The sequence below is a fragment of the Cytobacillus solani genome, assembly GCF_006704205.1.
GTDB lineage: Bacteria > Bacillota > Bacilli > Bacillales > Cytobacillaceae > Cytobacillus > Cytobacillus solani.
Window position 1 is genome coordinate 3421208 of the sequence record NZ_CP041305.1, and the last position, 25477, is coordinate 3446684.

The window sequence follows — 25477 nt, forward strand, 5'->3', positions numbered from 1 at the left end:
GCAAAGGAATTTACTTGCTTAAAATTATTGTATGAGAATATGGACCATCTAATTTTGAAGGAAGAGATTATCAAAAATGTATGGCCTGAGAGAGTTGGAGACCCTGATCAAGTTGTGACTGCAGAAGAAATTGCTTCACTGCTATACCGGGTACGTAAGCGTGTAAAAGGCTACTTCGCAATAAAATCAGTCGCTCAAAAGGGATATTATATGGAATCCATCAAAAGTTAACAACAAATATGACTTAATGGAAACAATAAAATAGATAGAAATCCAAGTCGAATGATAATTAAAAAACTCACTTTTAAAAAACACACTAGCATTTCATAATAAAAAGTGATATTATAGAAAAGTCGTATGAACGAACTAGTCATCAATAGTTTGGAGGGAAATTACATGCGTGTGAATATTACGTTAGCTTGCACAGAATGTGGAGATCGTAACTATATTTCTAAAAAAAATAAACGAAACAATCCAGATCGTCTTGAGCTTAAAAAATACTGCCCAAGAGATAAGCGTTCTACTACACATCGTGAGACAAAATAAGCAGTGGGGTGATTCCTACTGCTTTTTTTGTTGAATAAAATTAGAAAAGCGAAGGCGACTGAACAGCGACGTATGGACTGGAGGGCTCCGGACTGAGATAAAGGAAACACGAAGAGCGATAGTGATTCGAATGTTGACTTATCGTAAGGAGGAAGCCTGAAGTCCAGTAGTTGCTAGGAGCCGCAGCTAGACAAAGAAAAGCGAAGGCGACTGAACAGCGACGTATGGACTGGAGGGCTCCGGACTGAGATAAAGGAAACACGAAGAGCGATAGTGATTCGAATGTTGACTTATCGTAAGGAGGAAGCCTGAAGTCCAGTAGTCGCTAGGAGCCGCAGCTAGACAAAGAAAAGCGAAGGCGACTGAACAGCGACGTATGGACTGGAGGGCTCCGGACAGAGATAAAGGAAACACGAAGAGCGATAGCGATTCGATGTTGACTTATCGTAAGGAGGAAGCCTGAAGTCCAGTAGTCGCTAGGAGCCGCAGCTAGACAAAGAAAAGCGAAGGCGACTGAACAGTGACGTATGGACTGGAGGGCTCCGGACTGAGATAAAGGAAACACGAAGAGCGATAGCGATTCGATGTTGACTTATCATAAGGAGGAAGCCTGAAGTCCAGTAGTCGCTAGGAGCCGCAGCTAGACAAAGAAAAGCGAAGGCGATTGAACAGCGACGTATGGACTGGAGGGCTCCGGACAGAGATAAAGGAAACACGAAGAGCGATAGCGATTCGATGTTGACTTATCGTAAGGAGGAAGCCTGAAGTCTAGTAGTCGCTAGGAGCCGCAGCTAGACAAAGAAAAGCGAAGGCGACTGATCAGTAATAATTGGGGGATGAAGAGATGATCAATGAGAAGCAAATGATTCGTAAGCAAATAATGGATAAACTTGCAAAAATTGAGAAGCCTCAATATGAACATGATTCTTATGAAATTGCCCAGCTACTTTTCCGGGATGCACTTTGGAAGGAAGCAAGAACAGTAGGGGTGACAATTTCTAAATCTCCAGAAGTCGATACATACCAGATCATTAGAAAAGCATGGGAAGAAGGGAAGCGAGTAGTCATTCCTAAATGTCTTCCTAGAAATAAGGAAATGGTCTTTCGGACATTAACGAAATTTAATCAAGTAGAATCCGTTTATTATGGATTACTAGAGCCGATTGAAACAGTGACAAAAGAAGTTCCAGCAAATGAAATTGATTTAATCATTGTACCAGGGCTTGCATTTACACAGAACGGTTACAGAGTTGGATTTGGCGGAGGTTATTATGATCGTTACCTTGCGAGTTTTACAGGACAGACGATTTCACTCGCATTTACCCCGCAGCTTGTAACAGAACTTCCGATTGAAGGGCATGATATCCCAGTTAACAAAATAATTACTGTGAAGAAGGCTGAGAAAATGAATGATTAATATTATTTTTCTTATTTTATTTATTGCTGCTATGGCATATTGTGGGTATTCTTATCGATTATTGACGATGTCAGGCACTATTGCTGCCTTCTTTGTCGGTCTTGCTGTTAGTCTTGGTTTTGGGATAAAAGGATTAATCATTCTCGGCTTCTTTTTTGCCAGCTCTAGCTATTGGTCAAAATATAAAAGAAGAAATAAATTGGAAATAGAAGGACGTCATGAAAAAGGATCAAGACGTGATTGGCAGCAAGTTGTCGCAAATGGTGGAACGGCTGCTCTTTTTAGTCTTTTATACCTTATTTTTCCTAAAACGATATGGATCATTGGCTTTGCTATATCACTTGCTGCTGCAAACTCAGATACATGGGCTTCGGAAATTGGTTCTTTAAGTAAGCGGCGTCCTTTCTTCATTCGAACATTTAAACCAATTGATGCAGGAACATCTGGAGCGGTGAGTTTATTAGGGTCCTTTGCGGCAATCAGCGGAGCTTTCACGATTTCTTTATTAGCTTTTTATTTTTTTCATCTGACAATTATTGAAGCAACTGTTATTTTTGTGTTTGGATTTATTGGCAATCTTTTTGATACCGTACTTGGTGCTTTCATTCAGGCAGTCTACCGATGCGAAGTATGCAAGACAGAAGTTGAGGCCTTAAGCCATTGTGGGAAAAAAACAATATTCATTAGAGGACTACCCTTTATGAATAATGACCTTGTTAACTATTCTTCTGGTCTGTTAGCGGCTCTTCTAGGGATTCTATTCGTTTGGATAAAATAATAAAGATTATCCCAAACTAGAAATAGGAGGGATGAAATGGGCCGCATACTATCTATTTTACTAATTGGGTTTGGTGGATATTTTCTTTTCCAGAATCGTTATCGCGCAATGAATGTTTTATTTAAGACCCCATTTTTGCGTCGTCTAGCAGTTAGTTCATTCATGGGGATTCCTGGAGTCCGTGATCGATTGATGAAAATGGTGTTTCCGCCTGAATCTGCAGAATTGAAATGAAAAAAGACCTTAATAAAGGTCTTTTTCTTTTGGGGTTAAACGTATATTTACAAGGGAAAAATGTGAATATGTATCTTGCTTTACAAAAGGAAGGATTATTGCCTATAGTTAAAGGAAGGCAAGTGCAATTATTAATAAAAGAAAGCCTAATGGAAAAAATTGATTTTTGTTTAGAGAGTAGGAGAAAATTTGAATTTTCAAGAGGAATATCTTTTTTGGCGGCTAGCCCATTATTTTATTTCTGTTCAAGAATATCGGATTGTTCAATTATCAAAGGAGCAAAACGAAATATGGCTAGAAAAAATGGAGAATAAAGAAGCGCAGGTCATCCGATTACTCCTTTATAATTTGGACTGGAGCAATTGGATGCAAAAGGATATTGAACTGACCGCGATGAATGGGGAAAGGATCAGAAAACAACTTTCAAAGAGCAGCATGAATGTTATTAATATGTATGTGACTCCATACCCTCCGGTAGATGATTATGAATTTAGAATAAGAGAGCCTTTTCAATTCCCTTCCAATGGAAAAACAAGGGTGCAATCAATCATTTTTGATCGTGCTCATTACGAACATGGTTTTCAGAAAGCCGAAGGGATCTTCCGTGATTCATTCGCCTTCGCACTAGAAGAAAGCTACACTGAAAATGACGTTGACAAATTAAAGCTTTCAGCATTATCTATTGCTTCAAACAAAGCAAAAGAAGAGACGCGTATTTTTAATCAAGGGAAACCTTTTTTTACATATATGTTCATGATTATTCAAGTAGCTGTTTTTCTGTTTATTGAATCAGTTGGGAGCAGCACGGATACATCTACATTGATTAAGTATGGGGCGAAGTTTAATCCGCTTATTCTGGAAGGCGAGTGGTGGCGCTTCTTTACCCCCATTATTCTCCATATAGGGGTATTGCATTTGTTAATGAATACCGTGTCCTTATATTATTTAGGAACAATTATTGAGAGGATCTTTGGCAAGTGGCGATTTCTTCTTATCTATTTAATTGCTGGTTTCGGCGGTTCTATCGCCAGCTTTATTTTCAGCCCTTCCATATCTGCAGGGGCAAGTGGAGCGATATATGGGCTCTTTGGAGCACTCCTCTACTTTGGGGTGATTTTTCCGAAGCTTTTCTTCCGAACGATGGGATTTAATATCTTAATTATATTAGGTATTAATTTAATGTTTGGATTTTCCATGCCAAGTATTGATATGGCTGGGCATATTGGGGGGTTAATCGCTGGATTTCTTGCTGCGGGAATCGTGCATTTTCCAAAGAAAAAGAGATTGGCTTTGCAGCTGCTGTTTTTAGTAATAACGGCTAGTCTTTTTGCAAGTCTGTTGAAATATGGTTTTAATGAACCTGGGAGACGAATGAATGAACAATCCGCTTTACTTATGGCACAGGAATATATGGAGACAGAAGCATATGATCAGGCTCAAAATTTATTGAAGGATTATTCAAAAGATAAGGAAGTTTCAGCCGAGGTATATTTTTTACTTTCTTATGCAGAAATTAATTTGAATGAAATCACTCAAGCAAAAGAGCATTTGCAATTGGCTGTTGATAAGAGAGCAGATTTTCACGAAGCTTATTATAATTTAGCTTTAATCTATATAGATGAGAAGAACTACTCTGAAGCAAAGAAATGTGTGGAAATGGCAGTTGAACTAAAGCCTGAACAAACAGATTATCAAAATTTGCTTAAAGAAATTAACAAGTATATAAAGTGAAACTTCAATCAGTGGGGGTTTTCCTTCATCCCCCACTGATTGTTAATTGAACTAATCGGGCATTTACGGGCTGTTGATCCCCCACTTAGAATTTTTTGTTCCCTCTACTTCTTGAAGGGGGGCTTACAGCCCGTTAATCTGCGATAAAATTGTTGATCCTTATTCTTTAATCATACCAATTATTGGTATGATTTTTTTTTTGAATGTCTAAGCTGTTAAATAGGATTCAAGGAATAGTATGGAAGAATGATGGGGTGGAAATGTTTTGGAGCCACAGGAAAAGAGGAAAGTGCAGTTTAATTTAGTTGAAAACACCAACTATCTAAAGAAAGCGCTGGGAGTAGAAAAAAGCTTCGATGTGATTCAGCTTGATGCTGTATATGCAGAAAGAAAAATGGCTTTCTTTTTTGTAGATGGTTTTGTCAAAGACGATATCCTGCATTATTTAATGAAAGAGCTCAGTGATTTAGAGAAAGAGCAGTTAGAAGGAGATACTCTTTCAAAGCTTGTTAAAACATATATTCCGTATGTTGAAGTGGAAACAACTGATGATCTTGATACAGTAGTTGATGCGGTACTAGCTGGTCAAACAGCGCTAGTTGTTGATGGAATTAATAAGGTAATTCTAATTGATGCTCGTACATATCCGGTCAGAGGTCCCGAAGAACCTGATACGGAAAGGGTTGTTCGCGGATCACGAGATGGCTATGTTGAGACCATTGTCTTTAATACAGCATTAACACGCAGAAGAGTAAGGGACCGCACATTGAGAATGGAATATATGCAAGTAGGCAGACGTTCAAAGACGGATATCGTTGTGAGTTATATTGAGGATATTGCTGATCCTGATATGGTCAAGAAGATTAAAGAATCTTTATCAAACATTGATACGGATGGGCTGCCAATGGCTGAAAAAACGATTGAGGAATTTATTTCTGGCCGTCATTGGAATCCTTACCCTATGGTTAGATATACGGAAAGACCAGATACGGCAGCTGTACATTTATATGAAGGGCATGTATGCATCATTGTTGACGGCTCGCCTAGTGTGATCATTACACCAACTACTTTTTGGCATCATTTGCAGCATGCTGAGGAATACCGTAACAAACCTATAGTTGGAGCATATTTAAGATTGGTTCGTTTTCTAGCCGTTTGGGCATCCATTTTTCTGTTGCCTCTTTGGTATTTATTTGCAATCCAGCCCGAGCTGTTGCCTGAAAATTTATCTTATATTGGACCAAATGATACGGGCGAGCTTCCTTTAATTGTTCAGTTCCTATTAATTGAGCTTGGTTTGGATATTCTTAGGATGGCTGCAATCCATACTCCATCTTCACTAGCTACGGCACTGGGACTTGTAGCGGCATTAATGATTGGTCAAGTGGCGGTTGAGGTTGGTCTATTTATTAATGAAGTGGTTTTGTACTTGGCAATTGCCGCAATTGGCACCTTTTCGACACCTAGCTATGAAATGAGTCTTGCCAACCGGCTCATGAGAATTGGTTTGCTGCTAGCGACAAGCATCTTTCATTCATATGGATTTGTGATCGGAATAGTGTTTTTCATTCTCATGCTTGCAAGACTAAAGTCCTTTGGCGTACCGTATCTATGGCCGTTTATTCCCTTTAATTTTCGGGCATTTAGAGATGTCCTCATCCGGTCTCCCATTCCGCTAAAGAATCGAAGACCGAGATTTTTACATCCAAAGGATCCGGACAGGTAAAGAATAATCATCCTACTTGTGATATGAATGGATTTCACATATACTTTTTATGTGAAAATGCCAATTATATTTCTAAGACAATGGGGTAAAGAATGAAAACAATTTATGACATTCAACAACTGCTTAAAAGGTTTGGAACCATTATTTATATTGGTGACAGGGTAGCTGATTTAGAATTAATGGAGGAGGAAGTAAAGGAACTATACAAAGCCCAGTTTATCGATACAAAAGATTATCAAACAGCCATATTGTTATTAAGACATGAGGCTCAGCTACTAAGAGAAAAAGCTAAATAAATTTTAGAAAGAGCAGCCGTTTTTTCGCCTGCTCTTTTTGTTTATAAAAATTAAAAATTCCCTAAAATTGGACAATCATGAAACTTTTTGAGGTTTCAAACGTCTAATACTGTGGGTAATGGTAAATTAGCCATCCTTACATTCTATAAAACTAGTGTAAATGGACAATTGATTTTTTGTAAAAAAAGTATTAAGATATTGTTTGATTTATCCGATTCATCCTGAAATTGGTAAAAAATATGGGAATTCCACATCTGTTCTTTAAAAAAACAGGGAGGGTATCAGCCAGTATGAATAAATTGAAAGGGTCAAAGCTATCGCTTATTGTGATTGCAACTGTATTGCTTTGGCTAAAAACGTATATAGTCTATAAGACTAGCTTTGATATAAAGATAGAAAACTGGAAGCAAGAGTTTATTTTGTTTATCAATCCGTTAAGTTTTCTGCTTTTTATTTTTGGTATTAGCCTATTTATGAAGGAGAAAAATAAAAATCGCTATATTCTTATAACTAGCTTTTTCATTTCCTTTGTTTTGTTTGCAAATGTAGTGTTTTACCGCTTTTTTAATGATTTTCTAACGATTCCTGTCCTTTTTCAAACGAGCAATATGAGTGATTTAGGAAGCAGTGTTAGTGATCTATTAAGTGTGACGGATCTTGTTTATTTTGCCGATTTTCTATTGTTGGTGCTTATTGTCAAATTCAAACCGACCTTTATTTCCAGCAAATCATTCACAAAAGTAGATCGCAGAGCTTATTTCCTTATAGCGATTGCCTTTGCTTTTTTTAATCTTGGATTGGCTGAAACAGAACGTCCACAGCTGCTTACCCGCACATTTGACCGTGAAATGCTCGTGAAGAATATAGGCACATACAATTATCATATTTATGATGTTTTTCTCCAATCAAAATCTTCCGCGCAACGGGCATTAGCTGACGGAAGCGAATTAGTGGATATCGATAACTATATCCATGCGAATTATAAAAAGCCGAATGATGAAATGTTTGGCATGGCTAAAGGAAAAAATGTCATCTTGATTTCAATGGAATCTACGCAAAACTTTGTTATTAATGAGAAGGTAAACGGCCAGGAGATTACTCCATTCCTTAATGATTTTATTAAAGAAAGTTATTACTTTGATAACTTTTACCACCAGACTGAACAAGGAAAAACATCGGATTCAGAGTTTCTTCTAGATAACTCGCTTTACCCGCTTAACCGCGGTGCTGTATTTTTTACCCATTCGGGGAATGAATTTAATGCAACTCCAGAAATATTAAAGGATTACGGTTACTATTCAGCAACGTTGCATGCAAATAGCAAAAGCTTCTGGAATCGGGATATTATGTATGATTCCTTTGGCTATGACCGATATTATTCATTGACTGATTATGATGTATCTGATGCGAATTCGGTTGGATGGGGAATGAAGGACATCGATTTCTTCGAACAGTCTATTCAGCATTTGAAAGAAATGCCGAAGCCATTTTATACAAAATTCATTACCTTAACCAATCATCATCCATTTGAATTAGGGGAAGAAGATCGACTGATTGAACCATATACTTCTGGTAATAAAACAGTTGATAACTACTTCCCAACTGTTCGCTATACGGATGAAGCCATTAAATTATTTATTGAACGGTTGAAACAGGAAGGATTATATGAGGATTCAATTATCGTCCTCTACGGGGACCATTATGGAATTTCTCAAAACCATAATAAAGCAATGAGTGAATTTCTAGGTGAGGAAGTTACCCCATTTGTAAGCACACAACTGCAGAGGGTTCCTTTAATCATTCATATTCCTGGTCAAGAAGGGAAAACAATCTCAACTGTCTCAGGTCAAATTGACTTGAAACCGACTCTTCTGCACTTACTCGGTGTGAATACAAAGAATACGATTGAATTTGGTTCCGATCTTTTTTCAGACGACAAAATGGAATTTACCGTGTTGCGTGATGGAAGTTTTATCACGAGAGATAATATTTATACTCGTGAAACATGTTATGATAAAAAGACCGGTGAGCCGACCGATGGTGCAGCATGTGAACCATTTATTGAAAAAGCATCACAGGAACTTGAGTATTCAGATAAAATCATCTATGGGGATTTACTAAGATTTTACGAAAATGATCAAGTGCATAATTCAACATTGATGAAAAATGAGCCAGTAATTGATGAAAATTAGATCGTAGAAAAAATATGTATTTTAGGGGCTGTTGAGAAATACCCCTTCAAACAAAAAGAAGACGAATCTCTACAAAATGTAGTGTTCGTCTTTTTTTATTAACTATATTCTTTGTCTAATTATAAGGCTATTTAGATTGTTAAGCCCCCACTATTTCAGTTTTTTTATGGGAATGACATACAGTCATTTTTCTCTTCTTTTTTTCATATGAATGAATGGATGAAGGAGGGTAAAAATAATGAAGGTGCAAGTACGTTCAGGCGATACATTATGGCATTATAGCCGGCTTTTCATGATCCCATTAAACTTGATCATTGATTCGAATCCAACGATTAATTCATCCACTTTACAAATTGGGCAAGAAGTGCAGATCCCTGGATTTACTATACAGAAATATACGCTGAGAAAAGGCGATACATTTTGGAAACTTAGTGAGGCTAGACATTTATCAGTTGATGCACTTCTTTTGCTAAATCAAAACGTGAACCCAAATCAATTGCAGGTTGGAAAAACAATCATTATTCCCCAAAGAGTAATCTCGCCGGTCGTTAATGGGAAAAGGCAGTATAACTTTAAAGCTTTAACAGCTGACATAGCGCAACTGAAATCCATCTTTCCATTCATTCAAGTAAATAATATTGGCAAAAGTGTATTAGGAAAGCCCATTCAAGAAATCCGTCTTGGCAAGGGAACAAAGAAAGTTCATTTTAATGCCTCGTTTCATGCAAATGAATGGATCACTTCAGGTGTTTTAATGTCACTTCTGAATCATTTTCTGTCATCATTAACAAATGTGAAGCCAATAAGAGGACTGACAACCATGCCCTTATATCACGCTGTAGATCTTTCCATTGTGCCAATGGTAAATCCAGATGGAGTTGACTTGGTTTTAAATGGACCTCCAGATGAGATGAGAGAAGAAGTGATACGGATTAATAATGGAAGTACTGATTTTACTGGCTGGAAGGCAAATATAAGAGGTGTGGACTTAAATAATCAATTCCCGGCAAAGTGGGAGATTGAGAAGGAAAGAAAAGCAGAGAAAGCACCTGCACCGCGTGACTATCCTGGGGATGCGCCTTTAACTGAACCAGAATCGATAGCTATGGCTAATCTTGCAAGTACAAGACAATTTAATCGTATGCTTGCTTTCCATACCCAAGGCGAAGAATTTTATTGGGGATTTGAAGGGCTTGAACCGCCAGAATCAAGAGGCTTAGCTGCTGAATTTGCAAGAGTGAGCGGATATACACCTGTACAATATATTGATAGCTATGCGGGATATAAGGATTGGTTTATTCAAGATTTTCGCAGACCTGGCTTTACAATCGAATTAGGGTCTGGAATTAATCCGTTGCCATTATCTCAGTTTGATGAAATATTTGAAGAGGTGCTAGGCATTTACCTGGCTGCATTATATATGTAAAATGAAAAAGCCGCTATTGGCTTTTCTTTTTGAAATAATTTTGAAATAATTGAAACATTCTTCTCATATTTTCGTATAATTAGTTAAATGGATTGGAGGGAGGGGTGGAGTTGCTTTGGAAAAAAAGAAAGAAATACAGAATGGCTCTTTTTTTATGCATTTTCCTTTCGCTATTTCTTGCAGGTTGTACAGTAAATAAAGAGTCAGAACTGCATTCATTCAAAAATCATCAAAAGGAACCAGGAAAGGAAGCGATTCCACCTTCCTTTTTTGGTCAAGAAATAAAGCTGCCCATCCAAATAGAACAGGGGCAATTTAACAGTATGAGCAGCTGGCTAAATAATGAAGAAATAGTGTACATAACAAATGTCGGGTTAGGATCTCATGTGTATACTTATAATATATTTACTGGTAAGAACCAATTGATTTTTGAAAGTGAGTCACCAGTAGCCTCAGTTACTGCTAGTCCTTCAGGGGAACGTTTATTAGTTCATACTGCACCCACAACCTTTGAAGGCATTATTACAATTATTGATCGCAACGGGAATGAGATAATGTCTGAAAGGATAGAGGCGTTTGACTTTGTTTTTGAGTGGAACCCATATGATGAGGATCAGCTGCTCCTTTCTTCATTTACAGAAAGCTGGGATTTTTCCACATATCAAATGAATCTTAAAGAAAAAAAGCTGACTCCTATTCAACTAAAAGAGCCATTTGTGGGCTGGAAGAGTAAGGAAGAGCTCGTTTATTTAGATTGGGGTCAAGAGGAAGCCTTATTATTCGCACCTTTAAAGAAGAAATCTATTTTTAGCGAGCAGGACGATACAATTTTAGACAAGATATACTATATGAAGGCAATTAAGAATTTAATCATGACCATTACTGTTCCTTCTGATAAAATAAATGAGTCAGCATATACTTTTCTATCCAGTGACCTTAATAAGCTAGCAGATTTAAACATTCCCCATTTAACAAGATTTTCTGATTGGCTTATCCCATATTTTGATTTTGATGAGGGAGATCACTTTTACACCTTTGCCCCACTGTATAGTTCGGAAGCTGATACGTACGCGGAAGGATTTCAGCTTCTTTCACTAAACATCAAAAATGGAGACGAGAAAGTGCTTTTCGAGAATTTGGAAAACGAGCCTTTAAGCTGCTCTCCAAATGGAAGTCATTGTTTATATGGGTTTTATTTTGAAAAGCTAATAAATATGGATTCAAAAGAAATTATGCCTATCATTAAGGAATAATAATTGAAAAAAAGGATGATAAAAAATGGCAATAGTTGATGTAACCGTTATTCCTATAGGAACTGAGTCACCAAGTGTAAGCAGTTATGTAGCTGATATTCAGCGTGTATTAATGGAATACGAAAAGAAGGGCCAAATACGGTTCCAATTAACTCCGATGAATACAATAATTGAAGGAGAACTTCCGGTATTATTCGAAGTCATTCAAGCTATGCATGAGGTGCCTTTTGAAAAAGGACTTATGAGGGTAGCAACGAATATACGTATTGATGATAGAAGAGATGTTAAAAGAAAAATGGAAGAAAAGGTTCAACGTGTTGAAAGCCAGCTTAATCAATAAAAAAAGAAGGATTCCCAAAGATGGGATCCTTTTTTTTTTCGCCCTTGATCACTAAGGAAAGCTCCTTAAAATAATCGTCGCAGGAACAATCGGCAAATTGATTGTTTCGAAGGCGCCTTCGCTTTTCTTTGTCTAGCTACTGCTCCTATCGACTAGTGGACTTCAGGCTTCCTCCTTACGATAAGTCAACATCGAATCTCTTTCGCTCTTCGTGTTTCCTTTATCTCAGTCCGGAGCCCTCCAGTCCATACGTCGTTGAACAATCGCCTTCGCTTTTCTTTGTCCAGCTCCAGCACCTAGGGGCTCGAGGTCATAAGTCAAGCCGACAAAAAGGTTAAAGAACAACCTTTCTGCCGGCTCGTCTTATGCTTGTCGCCCCTGAACAAGGTGCTTCCGCTTTTCTAGTGTGCTGCAGGGTATCCGCTGTTGATTAGAGTTAATAATGCAAATCCGCCAAATACAACGAATGAACCGGCTGCAAATACGAAACCTAGAATATTCTTGTTTTTAAGTGCACTCCAAGCACCATAAGCTGCTAAAATGGCAACTAAAAAGAAGATAATAACGATTCCCATTAATAAAAAGCCCCCTTTTGTTATGATAATCAGGCAAATGCCCATTGAAAAATCATATTCAGGTATGGAACCTGTATGTAATGCTATATATACATTCGTATTATATTCTATATTTTTTTCTCTTGTTTGTCGAGGTCAAAAAATGACACTTCTATGTCGTTCATTCTACTATTCCCTTTTAAAGTATAAAAAATCTTCATTTTCCGATAATAAACGAGTTTCCTTTAATTTCTTTGTTAATATAGTGTAAAATTAGTGCATATATCCACAACTGGAGGTGTTGATTATGGAATGGCATCAAATTCCATTAGGTCTATTACAAACAAATTGTTATATTGTATCAAAGGAAGACAATACTTGTTTAATTTTTGATCCAGGTGAAGAAGGGGAGAAATTAAGCAGCTTTATTCTTGAAAATAAGCTAAGTCCCCTTGCCATTATCCTTACACACGCACATTTTGATCATATAGGGGCAGTGGAAGAGATTAGAGAGACATTCAATATCCCAGTCTATATTCACGAAAATGAAGCAGATTGGCTAATTGACCCCAGTCAAAATGGGTCACAATTGTTTGAAATAGGTAAGTTAGTCAAGGGGAACCGTGCGGATTATGTATTGACGAACGAAAAAGAGTTGAAAATTGGTGATTTCTCCTTTCAAATCGCAGAAACACCAGGCCATTCACCAGGAAGCCTATCTTTTTATTTTAAAGAAGCGGGATTTGTGATATCCGGTGACGCATTATTTAGCGGCAGTATTGGGCGGACGGATCTTCCTGGGGGGAACCATGCTCAACTGCTTAAAAGCATCCATGAGCAATTGCTAATTCTTCCCGAAGAAACGATTGTGCTCTCAGGACATGGACCTGCCACAACAATTGGACAAGAAATGGATTCAAATCCCTTTTTAAATGGGTTTTAATCAGAAAAGCGGAGGCGACTGTTCAGTGACGTATGGACTGGAAGGCTCCGGACTGAGATAAAGGAAACACGAAGAGCGATAGCGATTCGAATGTTGACTTATCGTAAGGAGGAAGCCTGAAGTCCACTAGTCGCTAGGAGCCGCAGCTGGACAATCAGAAAAGCGGAGGCGACTGTTCAGTGACGTATGGACTGGAAGGCTCCGGACTGAGATAAAGGAAACACGAAGAGCGATAGCGATTCGAATGTTGACTTATCGTAAGGAGGAAGCCTGAAGTCCACTAGTCGCTAGGAGCCGCAGCTGGACAATCAGAAAAGCGGAGGCGACTGTTCAGTGACGTATGGACTGGAAGGCTCCGGACTGAGATAAAGGAAACACGAAGAGCGATAGCGATTCGAATGTTGACTTATCGTAAGGAGGAAGCCTGAAGTCCATTAGTCGCTAGGAGCCGCAGCTGGACATAGAAAAGCCCTTCTCAAAAGAGAAGGGCTTTTCTGGGGGATGTTCTATTCATATAATGGGAGGGGATATAGTTAAGCTACTAATAGTAGAATATAATAAAGTTAACACTATGTCAATGGTGAAAATATATTGTGTGAAAAATAAACTAGATTTGTGTGTTACTGTATCTATTATCTTTTTAATATATAGGGGAATTGTAAATGATAAATTATTTAAAGGATTATATTCTAAAGAGCCCATCGCAGAAAATTACATATGCAGATTACATAATGCAAACTCTGTACCATTTGCAATATGGCTATTATATGAATGATAAAAGGAAAATAGGACGTGAAGGAGATTTTATTACGACAAGTAATATTTCTGATATTTATGGCAGATCCATTGCTAAATGGTTTTACAGGAAAGCAATTGAACTGAACCTCCCATTTTCCATTTGCGAAATTGGTGCAGGGACAGGTCGGTTTGCTAAAGCCTTTATTGATGAATGGAAGACTATTTCGGCTGAACCGATCCAATATTATATTTTAGAAGAAAGCCCATATCATCGGAAATTGCAGCAGGAGGAACTAATTCTTGATGAGAATACAAAGCAAATCTCATGCTTGGAGGAAATTACTCCTTTTGAAGGTTTGATTTTTTCAAATGAGTTGTTTGATGCATTTCCGGTTCATGTAATAGAAAACCAGGACGGGCAATTACTAGAGGTTATGGTTGCTGTTAAGGATGATATGCTCATTGAGAGCTTTGTACCTTTAAAAAATGAAGAAATTAAATCTTTTCTCGAACGAAGCGGGTTAAAGTTGAACGATCAGCAACGTATTGAAATCCCTTTACAGTTGGAATCGATGATGACAAGCATGGCTAATACCCTGCAAAGAGGGCTAGTGCTCACGGTTGATTATGGATACACAAATGAAGAATGGATGGAGCCATCAAGAAGGAATGGAAGTTTAAGGGGCTATTACAAACATCAGCAAATGAATAATATTCTTGAACATCCAGGGGAAATGGATATAACAAGTCATGTCCATTTTGATGCGTTAATCAAAAAGGGGAATCAGCTTGGGTTAATGTATGTTCATAAATGGAGGCAGGATGAATTTCTGCTTGCTGCAGGAATTCTAGAGGAATTGCAGGAGAATTATGATCCGAATCCTTTTTCAGCTATAAGCAAAAGAAATCGGGCAATACGCAGCCTTATTATACCTGGAGGAATGAGTTCTTTTTTTCATGTAATTTTGCAGCAGAAAGGAGTATAAAGGGATAATAAAAAAGCGATGGAATCCATCGCTTTTTTATTATGTAGCTAAACTTTGGTTTTTAGTGGCCTGCACCTGGAACCATCATAAACGTGCTCCAATACGTGAAGCCTACGAAAAACACAGTTAAATATCCTGCAAAAACATATAAATACATACGTTCTGAAAGCTTTAAGTAGCTTAAAAGCAGGAAGAATCCTGTTTGGGCAAAGAAGATTAAAGACGTTGTATACATATCGCCTAAGAAGAACATGACAGCAAATATTCCCGTCCAGAATCCACAAACCTTGTACATACGATCCATATGTATCCCTCCTTTTCCCCTAGCAATTCACATTATTACATCATTACATATTATAAGTTAAATGATAGACAAAAGTAAATAACCTTTGTTGCTACTTTGTGACGATTGCATGATAAGAACAAGAATCACATCCACCAAGCATATTTTCCTTTTCAACTAACTCAATGGAATGAAACAGTACTTTAAACATTCCTTTTAAAAATTCATAATGCATATTACAGACCGATTCAGAATGTTCAAGAGCTACTTCTTTAAATGGACAGTTATAAATTTGAAAATAAATTTTGCTTTGATCCTCATTTACTTCAAATTCAGGGTGGAAGCCGGATAAGGTAGAAGCATTTTTAAGGATGTTCAGTTTTTGATCGAATGAAAGCTCTTCGTTATTGTTAGGAGTACGGTTTATTTCCTGTTCAACCAATTCCTTCCCAAATGACTTCCCAGTCAAATACAATGCCTTTTTTCCTTCTTCTCCAAGAGAAAGCATGGTTTGCATGGCGATTTTTGAGAGAAGCTGATAGTCGCGATATGGGAAATGGAGCTGAATTACATCATCAGATAAGCGATAAAGCCTGCTTGGTCTTCCGCCTTTCCCTGTCTTCTGGGTATCAGAAACGAGCATGTTAACATCCTCAAGTTTTGACAGATGAAGTCTGGCTACGTTTGGATGAATGTCGAAATTATCTGCGATTTCCTGAACAGTCACATCCTTATGTCTTTTTGTAATGTATTGATAAATATAATAGCGTGTTGGATCTGATAATACATTTGTTATTTTTAGCGTTTGTTCCACTTCTATTCACCTCAGAACGGATTTGATTCTATTATAATACAGCTAGTTAGGGTTAACACTGTATTCACTATTAGTTTATAAAAAGTTCACATTTAAACCAATAACATAAGTCACAAATTTATATAAATTTTGATAAATTTCAACAAATTTACATTGTGATTTGTGTATGTGGCTAATCTTTGAATTCTTATTTTATGAAAATTTCATATTATTAATCGAATTATTTGTCAAAAAAAGCAGGAGAATATATAATAGGGTCGAATCATATTCCTAACAAAAGAAAAGGTGGTGTACGATTTAATTGAATACAATTGAAAAGCTTGCAGAAAGAATTATTAAAGATGCTGTCAGAAATCATGCATCAGATATCCACATTGTTCCCCGCAGAAGCGATACCCTCATCCAATTACGTCTTGCTAACAAACTAATTCCCAGACTCTATTTGCCGAAAGAAGAATGCGACAGACTGATTTCACACTTTAAATTTACGGCTTCAATGGATATCGGTGAAAAGAGAAGACCGCAAAGCGGTGCAAACTCCTATCAAATTGATGGTCAAATGATCGGCTTTCGCTTTTCAACGCTCCCCTCTAGTCATAATGAAAGCCTAGTTATTCGAATCCTCCCTCAGCAAGAACAAATTCCTTTCTACCAAATTTCTTTATTCCCGAGTATGACCCGAAAACTACTTGCCTTATTAAAGCATGCCCACGGATTAATCATATTTACTGGTCCGACTGGATCAGGTAAAACTACCACCCTATACTCGCTTCTCAATGAAACCTCACATATGTTCAATCGCAATGTCATCACCCTTGAAGACCCAATTGAAAAAGAAAATGATATGGTGCTCCAGGTTCAAGTGAATGAAAAAGCTGGTGTGTCCTATGCAACTGGATTAAAAGCCATTCTAAGACATGATCCAGATATCATTATGGTGGGGGAAATCAGAGATGCAGAAACGGCAAAGATAGCAGTAAGAGCTGCACTAACAGGTCATTTAGTTCTTTCAACGATGCATACGAGGGATGCTAGAGGAGCGATTTACAGGTTGAGTGAATTTGGTGTGGATGCAGTAGAAATAGAACAGACCCTTGTTGCTGTAACCGCGCAGAGACTTGTGGAATTATCCTGTCCGTTTTGTAAGGGGGAATGTTCCCCATACTGCTATTGCTATGGCAGATTGAAAAGAGCAAGTATTTTTGAGCTTTTAACTGGGAGGGCATTAAATGCCTCTATGAAAGTGGCGAGAGGTGAAGAGGCTGTTATTAAATACCGAAACTTAAAGGATATCATTAAAAAGGGAATAGCACTTGGTTTTATTAAAGAAACAGAATATGAGCGGTGGGTGCTTGAGCATGATCAAACGTAAGTGGAGTTTGCAGGAGCAATGCCAGTTTTTAAAACGAATGGGTGAATTGCTTACTAGAGGCTATCCTTTATCAGAAGCAATTGAGTCTCTATTATTTCAAATGCCAAATAAAAAGAAGCTTGAGCTTAGTCAATGTCTAGCAGATTTAAGAGAAGGCTATCCTTTTTATCAAGTTTTGGCTAAACTCCACTTTAATCAGCATCTGATTGGCTATGTGTATTTTGCTGAGCAGCATGGGGGGTTAGCTGCAGCCTTTCAAGATGGAAGTGAAATGATGCTGAAGAGGGATAGAGATTTTGAAAAGCTAAAGAAATTGTTTGTATATCCTTTATTTTTAATCTTTATAACTGCTGTCTTATTTATATTTGTTGAGAGAATTATATTGCCGAGATTTTCCTCGCTGTTTATCTCAATGAGCCTCAAGCCTAATTTTTTCACAAAGGTTGTTTCCACATTTGGAGAACTATTGCCGTACCTAACGATAGGGATCCTCTTTTTATTCCTGCTTCTCCTATGCTACTACTTCTTCAGATTCCGTCATTTTTCTCAAATCGGACAAAAGAAAATGCTAGTCTCCCTTCCGGTAATCGGGATATTTTTCAAATTGTTTTATACCCATTATTTTTCCGTGCAAATTAGTTATTTGTTAGCTGGAGGATTATCTGTTCATGAAGCACTAAGCTTATTTGAAAACAATGATAAACAGCCACTTTACAAAGAGCTTGGTAGGGAATTAAAGCATGGTTTACGAAAGGGCGATAAGCTTGAGGACATTTTAATTAGTTATCCATTTTTTGAAAGAGAGCTTGCTCATATTATTAGGCACGGACAAAGGAATGGAAAATTAGACCAAGAGCTATTCTTTTTTAGCCGATATTGTTTAAACCTCTTAGAGGAAAGAACGGAAAAAATGTTAAAAACGATCCAGCCATGTTTGTATGTATTTATTGGCTTTTTAATTGTATCTATGTATTTAGCTGTATTATTACCAATGTTCCATCTATTGGAGGGATTTTAATGACAAAACTACTAAAAGGTGAAAAAGGATTTACATTGCTGGAGATGATGATTGTCCTTCTTGTTATATCAGTTCTGCTGATTATTACAATACCGAATATTACGAAGCATAATGGAAACATCAATAAAAAGGGATGTGAAGCTTTTGTAAAGATGGTTCAAGCCCAAGTACAGGCATATGAAATTGAACATAAAAAGCCCCCTGCAGATATAAAAGCATTAGTGGATGAAAAATATTTAAACGAGAATGAAACAACGTGTCCAAATGGAGAAGCCATTGTGATTACAGACGGAAAAGTGTCCTCGAAACAAAAGGAATCTTCTACAAATGAATAACACAGAAGGTGGCTTTACATTATTAGAGTCCCTCTTTGTACTTAGCGTATTCCTCATTATCGCCTCTGTTTCTGCCATCCTGTTAAAAGCTCAATTTGTCTCTATTGAAAAACAGCAATTTATTAGCCAATTAAAAGCAGACTTATTATATGGACAGCAATATGCCATGTCACATCAGATTTTGATCACTGTTCATATCCTTCCAGAGGAAAATTACTACTATTTGCGTGAGGGGCATAATAAAGGCTTCTTAATCGAAAGGGACATCCCTGAAGCAATTACGATAAGGGAAGGCACGATGAAGCTTTTTTTTCAATATCATCCTAATGGGAATATCAATCGATTTGGCTCCTTTATTATCATCGTTGATAAAGTTCGTTACAGAATGACCTTCTTAATTGGAAAGGGGAGATTTTATGTGGCGAAAGAATGACGGATTTTTTTTGGCAGAATTATTATTAACTCTTTCTGCATGGCTAGTCATAGCCAGTGTTCTTTTTCCATTGATTATTCAAGCAGTTAATCAATCTCTCCAAGTAAGACAGGAATTCTTTGCTGCTAAGATTTTATACGAAAGTTTAATAGATGCGAAGAAGAAAGCGGTATATCCAGCCACTGAAACAATTGTTGTTAATCAAACTGTATATGAGATCTTTCAAAATGGAAATGGGGAAACCGCTAATATGGAGGTATGCATTAAATATGAAGATCTTCTTCAACAGCCCTATAAAAAGTGTGAAACATTTTAATGATAAAGGCTTTACGATGGTAGAAATGCTTTATGCATTCTCCATTTTTCTCTTAATTGTGTCCTTTATTCCTCTTAGCTTTAAGTACCTTTTCCAAAATGAACAGTTTGAAGCAAGAAATAAAATAATGGAATGGCATGTTTTTGTGCAGCAATTGAAAAAGGAAGTTCGGCTATCTGATGAGATGTATGTATTTAATGACAGGATTATTTTATGGAAGGATGGACAAAGTATCCAGTTTGATAAGCATGGGTCAAATATTAGGCGAAGAGTAGATGAAAAGGGTCATGAAATTGTCTTTCAGCAAGTGGAAACAGTCTGTTTCGAAGAGTTAAAAGACGGCTTCCGGTTGACTGTAAATGATTTATTCCAGCAACAGCATGCTGCCTCCTTCATTTCATTTCTCGATTTGGAGGCAGACGATGATCCGGAATGAAAAAGGTTTTTCTTATCCGCTAACTTTTTGTGTGATTCTCCTAGCTTTCGTTGTGCTCTCCATTCAGCTTGAATTATATGTGTCTGAGAGAAAAATGAATAATGAATCAGTAACGATGTTAAAACAGGAATATTATTATTTAAGTGCGGTGAAATGGACGGAAGAACGATTTTTAGAGGAAGAAAGTGGGGAGGTATCAGGAGTATATTCGTTCACAGCAGGGGAAGTGAATTATCATACCATAAAAGTAACAGACAGCCTATATCGGGTGACATTTATGTTAAAAATAAAGGATCTTCCAGAAATTGAAGGAACCGGTTACTATGACAAAGATCTTCAGAAAATGATAAAATGGAATGAAAAAAATTGAGTGGGGATTTGTGAATGAAATCAATCTATTTGACTGGATTTATGGGGGCAGGAAAAACGACGATTGGAAAAGCACTGGGTGAATACTTGAAGATGCCGGTTTTTGATACAGATGAAGAAATCGAAAAGAAAGAAGCACTTACAATCAGTGAAATATTCGAGCGGCAAGGGGAGGCGTATTTTCGGGCATGTGAGACTAGAATATTAGGAGAACTGCCTGTAGAAGATACAATTATTACAACAGGTGGAGGTATTGTCTGCAAGAATGAAAATAGGAAGTTATTAAAAGAACAAGGAATCGTGATTTTCCTATTTGCGAGTGAAGAGGAAATCGCAAAACGACTTGAACGAGACGAAACAAGACCATTGCTTAGAGGGGATAAACTAGAAAGGATAGGAACACTTTATAAAGAAAGGCTGCCAATATACAAACAGGCTGCAGATAATATAATTAATACGACTGGAAAAGGAATCAGTGAGGTGGTAAAAGAAATTGTCGCCTGTTTAAATTTGCAATAAAGGGGCATACTTGGACGTGTAGTCTGGATTTATTTAATAGAAATCAGCTAAGTGCAGGTGTATGGCAATGAAATCAAATGATTATGTAAAATACATTACGCAGACAGTAGTCAAATATATCGATCAGCCAAAGGATGAACGGAAAAAATACCGGATAGAAAAAAAGAATACAAAAGAGCCTTTTTTATTGAAATGGTTTGGAATTATTCCATATGCCCTTTATGCTTTGTTCAAAAGAAAATAATTAGAAAAGAAACCGGCCGATCGTGGCCGGTTTCTTTTTAACTCACAATTGAACGCTGGAATGCATTTTCTGTCAAATAAAATAACCCGCCATTAATGATCGATATATTTATTCTTGGTTCATATTGCTCCTTTAAAGCTGTTTTTTCAATTTCATAGCTTTCTTCCTTTTCTTCCATTTCTTTATAAAAATGTTCAAGCAAATTCAAATCCTTCTCCCAGCGTGCTGTCGCTTCTTCTGCCCATGTGTGATCCTCTTTTTCTATTTCATTTTGTAAAAAATGCTGAATCCTAATCATTCCGCTTTTGGGCATGATTAAAGGGGATAAGGTAAAGGAGTAGTCAGGAATTTTAGGCGTGAGCTCTAGTTCCAAAAGCTTGTCATGAAAACGCTCCACCATTTGTCCATTGATTAATTGTAATCCGATCGACCTGAATACATCTCTTTTGCGATCACATTGGTAGGAGATACGAACGTTCATCCCAAGCCATGGACGTAAAGGGGTTTGCTGCCCAAATGTATTTTTATGTTTTTCATATAAACGAATATAGCCTGCGAGCTTCTTCGTAGATTCGAAAATTTGATGCAGCCGTGGAGAGCCAAAGTGGATCGTTTCCCCTTTTAATGCTTTTGGGGCAGCTTCAGGATTTGTGATCATAGTCAGCTGCATCGGATTCGGAATGCCACCTGTTTTTTCTAGATAATGCCAGTAGAATGGTCGATTCATTAGCTGTTTGTCTAGCTCAATTGTTAATTGTACAGTTAGATAGCCAGGTCCCGACTCAATCATCTCACAGTTGTTTGCATGAAAATACCTTTCAAGAAAATGCTGAATTTCCTGTTGCTGCACGCTGTTCACCCGCTTTCATCTCTTCTGCAAATTGAATCATCGAAGTTAAATTGTCCATTTTTATTCTCATTTCACCTTCTGAAGAAGACTTGCCAAAAATGTCGATAAGATGGTCATCGATATTTCCGAAGTCAAGCTTTGTTAGAATATCATCTAAGTCACCAATTACTTTTTCAAAAAGATGTATTTTTTCATACAATAGCTTCAGAACATGTTCCTCCACTGTATCCTTTATGGCGAAGTTGTAAATGTTTACATCTTTCTCCTGTCCAAGCCGGTGGATCCGCCCAATTCTTTGTTCTAGCCGCATAGGATTCCATGGCAAATCGAAATTAATAATATGATTGCAAAATTGAAGGTTAATGCCTTCTCCTCCCGCTTCCGTAGCGATAAGAACTTGAGCGTTTTTTTGAAATAGCTCTCTCATCCAATCTTTTTTTCCACGCTTGAATCCGCCTCTAAAAGGGACTGATGTAATTCCGTGCTGCTTAAGAAACCATTGTAAATACATTTGTGTGGCTCGATATTCAGTAAAAATAATAACTTTATCATTTATTTGCTTAATTAATTCCAGTGCCTTTTCTGCTTTTGCATTCTTTTGAACTGCTTCTACCTTCGTGATTAAATATTGAATTTTATCCTGATATTCTTTTGTAGGCTCTTCTTTTTTCTGGAGCATATTTCTTAATGTGAAAAAAACTGCCTCTCTGCTGCTGCATGCTTCCCGTTGAAGGGTCATAACAGAAAATTGCCTTGAGCTCATCCAGTTCCCATCTCCACGAAGGTTTGTAACTGCTTCATATAGCTCTCTTTCTTCCTTTGAAAATTCAATTGGCAATGTTTCCACATTTCGTTTCGTCCATTCAATCCCTGTATCTGCTCTTCGGTTTCGAATCATCACTTTATTGACAAGCTCTTTTAAATATTCATTATCATCCAGTGATCGTGAATCCTTTTGATATTTTTCATAGAAATCAGCTTCATTGCCTAAATGACCAGGCTTTAATAGGGAAACTAAGTTAAAGATTTCACTGATTCGATTCTGAATAGGTGTAGCGGTCAGAAGCAGGCAGAATTTCTTTTTTAAGTTTTGAACAAACTCATAGTTTTTTGTCTTATTGTTTTTCAGTTTGTGAGCTTCATCGATTATGACTAAATCATAGTCTTGACTATAGATAATATCCTTATGGGGATTTCGCTTAGCTGTATCAATCGAAGATACGACCACATCACATTGTTCCCATACATAGCTTTTCCGCTGTGCAATCGCAGGGATGAAAAACTTTGAATTTAATTCGATGGCCCACTGTGTGACAAGAGAAGCAGGAACAAGGATGAGCACCTTTTTCACTAGTCCTCTAATCATATATTCTTTTAAGATCAAGCCAGCTTCTATCGTTTTTCCCAATCCAACTTCATCAGCAAGAATCGCTTTTCCATTCATATTTTCTACTACCTGTTTAGCCACTTCCAGTTGATGTGGCAAAGGAATAAGGCTTGATAGATGCTTGGGTGCCTGAAGTCCTTCAAATTCAGGAATGATTGTATGATTTTCTACTTCTAAGGCTAGTTTATAAAGCTCCCAGCTTCCCCATGGTCCGTCCTCTTCAATTCTATGTAAAAACTCATTTTGCCATGAAGAATCAAAATTTATTTGCACTGTCATCTAATCCAACTCCTTAAAAAGAGAAAAATAATTCCCCATTGCTCAAAAGTGGTTCTAATGGTAGGATAAAATTAGCTTTGAAAGTTTTGAAATTTGCCACTTTACTTAGTTAATCGAAATAATATTGTTTACTTTTATTTTCCGTAATCGTTCAGTTGGTATTTGCGTTTAGTATGAACCAATTGGGAAAATTTTATAAATGCGGATGAAGGCAAGGGGAGAGACTACATTTGTAGCGCCGAAGGAGCAAGCAATATTTATTGTGAATCTCTCAGGCAAAAGAACCCTTGTTGGACGTAGCTCTGGAGAGAGCTCATTTTTATTGTCTAGCTCCAGCGCCTAACCCTCGAGGTCACAAGCCATCCTGAGGGTGACCAGGTGCTTGCGCTTTTCTCGATAAATGAGCCACCAAAGGGGAAAACCGTAAACGGTAAACTTTCAGGTGCAAGGACAGAGATCTTCTCACGATACGAGGGGATTCTCTGTCTTTTTTTATGGATGTAAGGTAAATTTTTTCAAACCTTTCAAAAGGATTAAAGGGGGACGAGTAAATGTCACAGTTAAAACGAACACCATTATTTGATGTTTACAAAGACTATGGTGCAAAGACAATCGACTTTGGAGGCTGGGATCTGCCTGTTCAGTTTTCAAGCATCAAAGAAGAGCATGAAGCAGTAAGAACAAAAGCTGGTTTGTTTGATGTATCCCATATGGGTGAAATTGAAGTAAAGGGTTCTGACAGCCTTTCATACCTTCAAAAAATGATGACGAATGACATCTCAAAATTAAAAAACTCAGCAGCCCAGTATACAGCTATGTGTTATGAAAATGGCGGAACTGTTGATGATTTGCTCGTTTACAAATTAGAAGATAATCACTATTTACTTGTTGTGAACGCATCAAATATTGAAAAAGATTATAAATGGCTAGAAGAGCATCTTGAAGGCAATGTGGAGCTAAAAAATCTTTCAGATGAAACGGCTCAGGTGGCAATCCAAGGCCCATTGGCTGAGGAAATACTGCAAAAGCTTACAGGAGACATAAATTTAGCTGATATTGGTTTCTTTAAATTTCAGGAGAATGTAGATTTAAATGGAAAGAAAGCACTTGTTTCTAGAACTGGCTATACAGGTGAGGACGGCTTTGAAATATATTGCGATGCTAAAGACGTTGTGGCAATCTGGAAAGATATTTTAGAAGCTGGTAAGGATGAAGGAGTTCTCCCTTGTGGTTTAGGAGCTCGTGATACATTGCGCTTCGAAGCCAATCTTGCTCTATATGGGCAAGAATTATCACCAGAAATTTCTCCTCTTGAAGCAGGAATTGGCTTCGCGGTTAAAGTACAAAAAGAAGCAGATTTTATTGGAAAAGAAGCACTTGCCGCTCAAAAAGAGAAGGGTTTACCAAGAAAATTAGCAGGGATTGAAATGATTGACCGCGGGATTCCTCGTCACGGCTATCCTGTATATAAAGGCGATGAACAAATTGGCGAAGTGACTACAGGTACACAATCACCTACATTAAAGAAAAACATTGGCCTCGCTCTATTAAAACCAGAACATACAGATATTGGTTCTGAAGTAGAAGTTGAAATACGCGGAAAACGCTTGAAAGCTGTTGTGGCGGCTACGCCTTTCTATAAAAGAGAGAAAAAGTAGGAGA

The 25477-nt window shown here is 37.4% G+C and carries 30 protein-coding genes and 2 riboswitches; of the genes, 25 read left to right on the plus strand and 5 right to left on the minus strand.

From position 1 onward, the window contains the following. The first annotated feature begins 39 nt into the window (after positions 1 to 39). The 13 genes from FI644_RS17095 to FI644_RS17150 all read left to right on the plus strand — a co-directional run bounded on the left by FI644_RS17095 (position 40) and on the right by FI644_RS17150 (position 11939). Complete coding sequence (locus tag FI644_RS17095; RefSeq protein WP_246066959.1) at positions 40 to 231, plus strand: winged helix-turn-helix domain-containing protein; 192 nt, start codon at positions 40 to 42, stop codon at positions 229 to 231. A gap of 165 nt (positions 232 to 396) precedes the next feature. Next, complete coding sequence (gene rpmG, locus FI644_RS17100) at positions 397 to 546, plus strand: 50S ribosomal protein L33 (RefSeq protein ID WP_009332954.1); 150 nt, start codon at positions 397 to 399, stop codon at positions 544 to 546. A gap of 844 nt (positions 547 to 1390) precedes the next feature. After that, positions 1391 to 1963 (plus strand): 5-formyltetrahydrofolate cyclo-ligase, encoded by a 573-nt coding sequence (locus tag FI644_RS17105; RefSeq protein WP_142108652.1) that lies wholly within the window; start codon positions 1391 to 1393, stop codon positions 1961 to 1963. Next, entirely contained in the window at positions 1956 to 2741 is a 786-nt protein-coding gene (locus tag FI644_RS17110) for a DUF92 domain-containing protein (protein WP_053477011.1), read from the plus strand. The genes FI644_RS17105 and FI644_RS17110 overlap by 8 nt, the downstream gene beginning before the upstream one ends. A gap of 36 nt (positions 2742 to 2777) precedes the next feature. Next, entirely contained in the window at positions 2778 to 2975 is a 198-nt protein-coding gene (gene yqgO, locus FI644_RS17115; RefSeq protein ID WP_053477010.1) for a protein YqgO, read from the plus strand. Beyond that, a complete protein-coding gene (locus FI644_RS26935) occupies positions 2972 to 3289 on the plus strand; it encodes a hypothetical protein (protein WP_231690101.1) in 318 nt (105 codons plus the stop codon). The genes yqgO and FI644_RS26935 overlap by 4 nt, the downstream gene beginning before the upstream one ends. A 52-nt stretch (positions 3290 to 3341) precedes the next feature. Further along, entirely contained in the window at positions 3342 to 4706 is a 1365-nt protein-coding gene (locus FI644_RS17120; protein WP_231690100.1) for a rhomboid family intramembrane serine protease, read from the plus strand. A gap of 265 nt (positions 4707 to 4971) precedes the next feature. Further along, complete coding sequence (locus FI644_RS17125; RefSeq protein ID WP_142108653.1) at positions 4972 to 6432, plus strand: spore germination protein; 1461 nt, start codon at positions 4972 to 4974, stop codon at positions 6430 to 6432. Between the two features lie 92 nt (positions 6433 to 6524). Next, the gene (locus FI644_RS17130) at positions 6525 to 6728 is read left to right on the plus strand and encodes a YqgQ family protein (RefSeq protein WP_053477008.1); all 204 of its coding nucleotides are present in this window, start codon (positions 6525 to 6527) and stop codon (positions 6726 to 6728) included. A 290-nt stretch (positions 6729 to 7018) separates the two neighbouring features. Beyond that, the gene (locus tag FI644_RS17135; protein WP_053477007.1) at positions 7019 to 8920 is read left to right on the plus strand and encodes an LTA synthase family protein; all 1902 of its coding nucleotides are present in this window, start codon (positions 7019 to 7021) and stop codon (positions 8918 to 8920) included. Positions 8921 to 9158: 238 nt separating this feature from the next. Further along, positions 9159 to 10346, plus strand: a complete 1188-nt coding sequence (locus tag FI644_RS17140) for a M14 family metallopeptidase (RefSeq protein ID WP_053477006.1) — start codon at positions 9159 to 9161, stop codon at positions 10344 to 10346. A 110-nt stretch (positions 10347 to 10456) separates the two neighbouring features. Beyond that, on the plus strand, positions 10457 to 11599 hold the full coding sequence (locus FI644_RS17145) for a YqgU-like beta propeller domain-containing protein (RefSeq protein WP_053477005.1): 1143 nt from the start codon (positions 10457 to 10459) through the stop codon (positions 11597 to 11599). Positions 11600 to 11624: 25 nt separating this feature from the next. Continuing rightward, positions 11625 to 11939: an MTH1187 family thiamine-binding protein gene (locus FI644_RS17150; protein ID WP_053477004.1), complete on the plus strand. Its 315-nt coding sequence runs from the start codon at positions 11625 to 11627 to the stop codon at positions 11937 to 11939. A 401-nt stretch (positions 11940 to 12340) separates the two neighbouring features. Here the strand turns inward: FI644_RS17150 and FI644_RS17155 are convergent, their stop codons facing one another. Continuing rightward, positions 12341 to 12514 (minus strand): DUF2759 domain-containing protein, encoded by a 174-nt coding sequence (locus FI644_RS17155; protein WP_075209188.1) that lies wholly within the window; start codon positions 12512 to 12514, stop codon positions 12341 to 12343. Between the two features lie 286 nt (positions 12515 to 12800). On the opposite strand from FI644_RS17155, the gene FI644_RS17160 reads away from it, so the two are divergent. Next, a complete protein-coding gene (locus tag FI644_RS17160) occupies positions 12801 to 13436 on the plus strand; it encodes an MBL fold metallo-hydrolase (RefSeq protein ID WP_142108654.1) in 636 nt (211 codons plus the stop codon). Between the two features lie 662 nt (positions 13437 to 14098). After that, on the plus strand, positions 14099 to 15160 hold the full coding sequence (locus tag FI644_RS17165; protein ID WP_142108655.1) for a class I SAM-dependent methyltransferase: 1062 nt from the start codon (positions 14099 to 14101) through the stop codon (positions 15158 to 15160). A 61-nt stretch (positions 15161 to 15221) separates the two neighbouring features. On the opposite strand, the gene FI644_RS17170 is transcribed toward FI644_RS17165, so the two are convergent. Together FI644_RS17170 and FI644_RS17175 are read right to left on the minus strand one after the other, a co-directional pair. Beyond that, positions 15222 to 15464 (minus strand): DUF2626 domain-containing protein, encoded by a 243-nt coding sequence (locus FI644_RS17170; RefSeq protein WP_053477001.1) that lies wholly within the window; start codon positions 15462 to 15464, stop codon positions 15222 to 15224. Positions 15465 to 15555: 91 nt separating this feature from the next. Next, complete coding sequence (locus tag FI644_RS17175; protein ID WP_142108656.1) at positions 15556 to 16257, minus strand: helix-turn-helix transcriptional regulator; 702 nt, start codon at positions 16255 to 16257, stop codon at positions 15556 to 15558. Positions 16258 to 16558: 301 nt separating this feature from the next. On the opposite strand from FI644_RS17175, the gene comGA reads away from it, so the two are divergent. From comGA to FI644_RS17220, 9 genes are all read left to right on the plus strand, one after another. Further along, on the plus strand, positions 16559 to 17629 hold the full coding sequence (gene comGA, locus FI644_RS17180) for a competence type IV pilus ATPase ComGA (RefSeq protein ID WP_053476999.1): 1071 nt from the start codon (positions 16559 to 16561) through the stop codon (positions 17627 to 17629). Continuing rightward, a complete protein-coding gene (gene comGB, locus FI644_RS17185) occupies positions 17616 to 18647 on the plus strand; it encodes a competence type IV pilus assembly protein ComGB (RefSeq protein ID WP_053476998.1) in 1032 nt (343 codons plus the stop codon). Before comGA ends, comGB begins: the two co-directional genes overlap by 14 nt. Further along, positions 18647 to 18982, plus strand: coding sequence for a competence type IV pilus major pilin ComGC (gene comGC, locus FI644_RS17190; RefSeq protein ID WP_142108657.1), 336 nt, complete (start codon positions 18647 to 18649; stop codon positions 18980 to 18982). Before comGB ends, comGC begins: the two co-directional genes overlap by 1 nt. Then, on the plus strand, positions 18975 to 19415 hold the full coding sequence (gene comGD / locus FI644_RS17195) for a competence type IV pilus minor pilin ComGD (RefSeq protein WP_142108658.1): 441 nt from the start codon (positions 18975 to 18977) through the stop codon (positions 19413 to 19415). The genes comGC and comGD overlap by 8 nt, the downstream gene beginning before the upstream one ends. Continuing rightward, positions 19399 to 19731 (plus strand): hypothetical protein, encoded by a 333-nt coding sequence (locus FI644_RS17200; protein WP_053476995.1) that lies wholly within the window; start codon positions 19399 to 19401, stop codon positions 19729 to 19731. The genes comGD and FI644_RS17200 overlap by 17 nt, the downstream gene beginning before the upstream one ends. Then, positions 19685 to 20167 carry a competence type IV pilus minor pilin ComGF gene (gene comGF, locus FI644_RS17205; RefSeq protein WP_246066963.1) on the plus strand — a complete coding sequence of 161 codons (483 nt, stop codon included), beginning with the start codon at positions 19685 to 19687 and terminating at the stop codon, positions 20165 to 20167. The genes FI644_RS17200 and comGF overlap by 47 nt, the downstream gene beginning before the upstream one ends. After that, positions 20154 to 20537, plus strand: coding sequence for a competence type IV pilus minor pilin ComGG (comGG, locus tag FI644_RS17210; protein WP_053476993.1), 384 nt, complete (start codon positions 20154 to 20156; stop codon positions 20535 to 20537). Before comGF ends, comGG begins: the two co-directional genes overlap by 14 nt. Positions 20538 to 20551: 14 nt before the next feature. Continuing rightward, positions 20552 to 21055, plus strand: coding sequence for a shikimate kinase (locus tag FI644_RS17215; RefSeq protein WP_053476992.1), 504 nt, complete (start codon positions 20552 to 20554; stop codon positions 21053 to 21055). A 67-nt stretch (positions 21056 to 21122) separates the two neighbouring features. Continuing rightward, on the plus strand, positions 21123 to 21299 hold the full coding sequence (locus FI644_RS17220; protein WP_075209182.1) for a YqzE family protein: 177 nt from the start codon (positions 21123 to 21125) through the stop codon (positions 21297 to 21299). A gap of 37 nt (positions 21300 to 21336) precedes the next feature. Here the strand turns inward: FI644_RS17220 and FI644_RS17225 are convergent, their stop codons facing one another. Together FI644_RS17225 and FI644_RS17230 are read right to left on the minus strand one after the other, a co-directional pair. Continuing rightward, positions 21337 to 22149 (minus strand): YqhG family protein, encoded by an 813-nt coding sequence (locus FI644_RS17225; RefSeq protein WP_053476991.1) that lies wholly within the window; start codon positions 22147 to 22149, stop codon positions 21337 to 21339. Next, entirely contained in the window at positions 22118 to 23815 is a 1698-nt protein-coding gene (locus FI644_RS17230; RefSeq protein ID WP_053476990.1) for a DEAD/DEAH box helicase, read from the minus strand. The genes FI644_RS17225 and FI644_RS17230 overlap by 32 nt, the downstream gene beginning before the upstream one ends. A 205-nt stretch (positions 23816 to 24020) precedes the next feature. Then, a riboswitch (glycine riboswitch) is annotated at positions 24021 to 24112 on the plus strand. A gap of 3 nt (positions 24113 to 24115) precedes the next feature. After that, a riboswitch (glycine riboswitch) is annotated at positions 24116 to 24271 on the plus strand. Positions 24272 to 24366: 95 nt separating this feature from the next. On the opposite strand from FI644_RS17230, the gene gcvT reads away from it, so the two are divergent. After that, a complete protein-coding gene (gene gcvT / locus FI644_RS17235; RefSeq protein ID WP_142108659.1) occupies positions 24367 to 25473 on the plus strand; it encodes a glycine cleavage system aminomethyltransferase GcvT in 1107 nt (368 codons plus the stop codon). The last annotated feature ends 4 nt before the right edge of the window (positions 25474 to 25477 follow it).

Excerpts from the sequence above, each read along its gene's own strand:
- FI644_RS17095 (WP_246066959.1), top strand. The coding sequence starts at position 40 with ATGGACCATCTAATTTTGAAGGAAGAGATTATCAAAAATGTATGGCCT.
- rpmG (WP_009332954.1), top strand. The coding sequence starts at position 397 with ATGCGTGTGAATATTACGTTAGCTTGCACAGAATGTGGAGATCGTAAC.
- FI644_RS17105 (WP_142108652.1), top strand. The coding sequence starts at position 1,391 with ATGATCAATGAGAAGCAAATGATTCGTAAGCAAATAATGGATAAACTT.
- FI644_RS17110 (WP_053477011.1), top strand. The coding sequence starts at position 1,956 with ATGATTAATATTATTTTTCTTATTTTATTTATTGCTGCTATGGCATAT.
- yqgO (WP_053477010.1), top strand. The coding sequence starts at position 2,778 with ATGGGCCGCATACTATCTATTTTACTAATTGGGTTTGGTGGATATTTT.
- FI644_RS26935 (WP_231690101.1), top strand. The coding sequence starts at position 2,972 with ATGAAAAAAGACCTTAATAAAGGTCTTTTTCTTTTGGGGTTAAACGTA.
- FI644_RS17120 (WP_231690100.1), top strand. The coding sequence starts at position 3,342 with ATGCAAAAGGATATTGAACTGACCGCGATGAATGGGGAAAGGATCAGA.
- FI644_RS17130 (WP_053477008.1), top strand. The coding sequence starts at position 6,525 with ATGAAAACAATTTATGACATTCAACAACTGCTTAAAAGGTTTGGAACC.
- FI644_RS17135 (WP_053477007.1), top strand. The coding sequence starts at position 7,019 with ATGAATAAATTGAAAGGGTCAAAGCTATCGCTTATTGTGATTGCAACT.
- FI644_RS17140 (WP_053477006.1), top strand. The coding sequence starts at position 9,159 with ATGAAGGTGCAAGTACGTTCAGGCGATACATTATGGCATTATAGCCGG.
- FI644_RS17150 (WP_053477004.1), top strand. The coding sequence starts at position 11,625 with ATGGCAATAGTTGATGTAACCGTTATTCCTATAGGAACTGAGTCACCA.
- FI644_RS17155 (WP_075209188.1), bottom strand. The coding sequence starts at position 12,514 with ATGGGAATCGTTATTATCTTCTTTTTAGTTGCCATTTTAGCAGCTTAT.
- FI644_RS17160 (WP_142108654.1), top strand. The coding sequence starts at position 12,801 with ATGGAATGGCATCAAATTCCATTAGGTCTATTACAAACAAATTGTTAT.
- FI644_RS17165 (WP_142108655.1), top strand. The coding sequence starts at position 14,099 with ATGATAAATTATTTAAAGGATTATATTCTAAAGAGCCCATCGCAGAAA.
- FI644_RS17170 (WP_053477001.1), bottom strand. The coding sequence starts at position 15,464 with ATGGATCGTATGTACAAGGTTTGTGGATTCTGGACGGGAATATTTGCT.
- comGB (WP_053476998.1), top strand. The coding sequence starts at position 17,616 with ATGATCAAACGTAAGTGGAGTTTGCAGGAGCAATGCCAGTTTTTAAAA.
- comGC (WP_142108657.1), top strand. The coding sequence starts at position 18,647 with ATGACAAAACTACTAAAAGGTGAAAAAGGATTTACATTGCTGGAGATG.
- comGD (WP_142108658.1), top strand. The coding sequence starts at position 18,975 with ATGAATAACACAGAAGGTGGCTTTACATTATTAGAGTCCCTCTTTGTA.
- FI644_RS17200 (WP_053476995.1), top strand. The coding sequence starts at position 19,399 with ATGTGGCGAAAGAATGACGGATTTTTTTTGGCAGAATTATTATTAACT.
- comGF (WP_246066963.1), top strand. The coding sequence starts at position 19,685 with ATGAAGATCTTCTTCAACAGCCCTATAAAAAGTGTGAAACATTTTAAT.
- comGG (WP_053476993.1), top strand. The coding sequence starts at position 20,154 with ATGATCCGGAATGAAAAAGGTTTTTCTTATCCGCTAACTTTTTGTGTG.
- FI644_RS17215 (WP_053476992.1), top strand. The coding sequence starts at position 20,552 with ATGAAATCAATCTATTTGACTGGATTTATGGGGGCAGGAAAAACGACG.
- FI644_RS17220 (WP_075209182.1), top strand. The coding sequence starts at position 21,123 with ATGAAATCAAATGATTATGTAAAATACATTACGCAGACAGTAGTCAAA.
- FI644_RS17230 (WP_053476990.1), bottom strand. The coding sequence starts at position 23,815 with ATGACAGTGCAAATAAATTTTGATTCTTCATGGCAAAATGAGTTTTTA.
- gcvT (WP_142108659.1), top strand. The coding sequence starts at position 24,367 with ATGTCACAGTTAAAACGAACACCATTATTTGATGTTTACAAAGACTAT.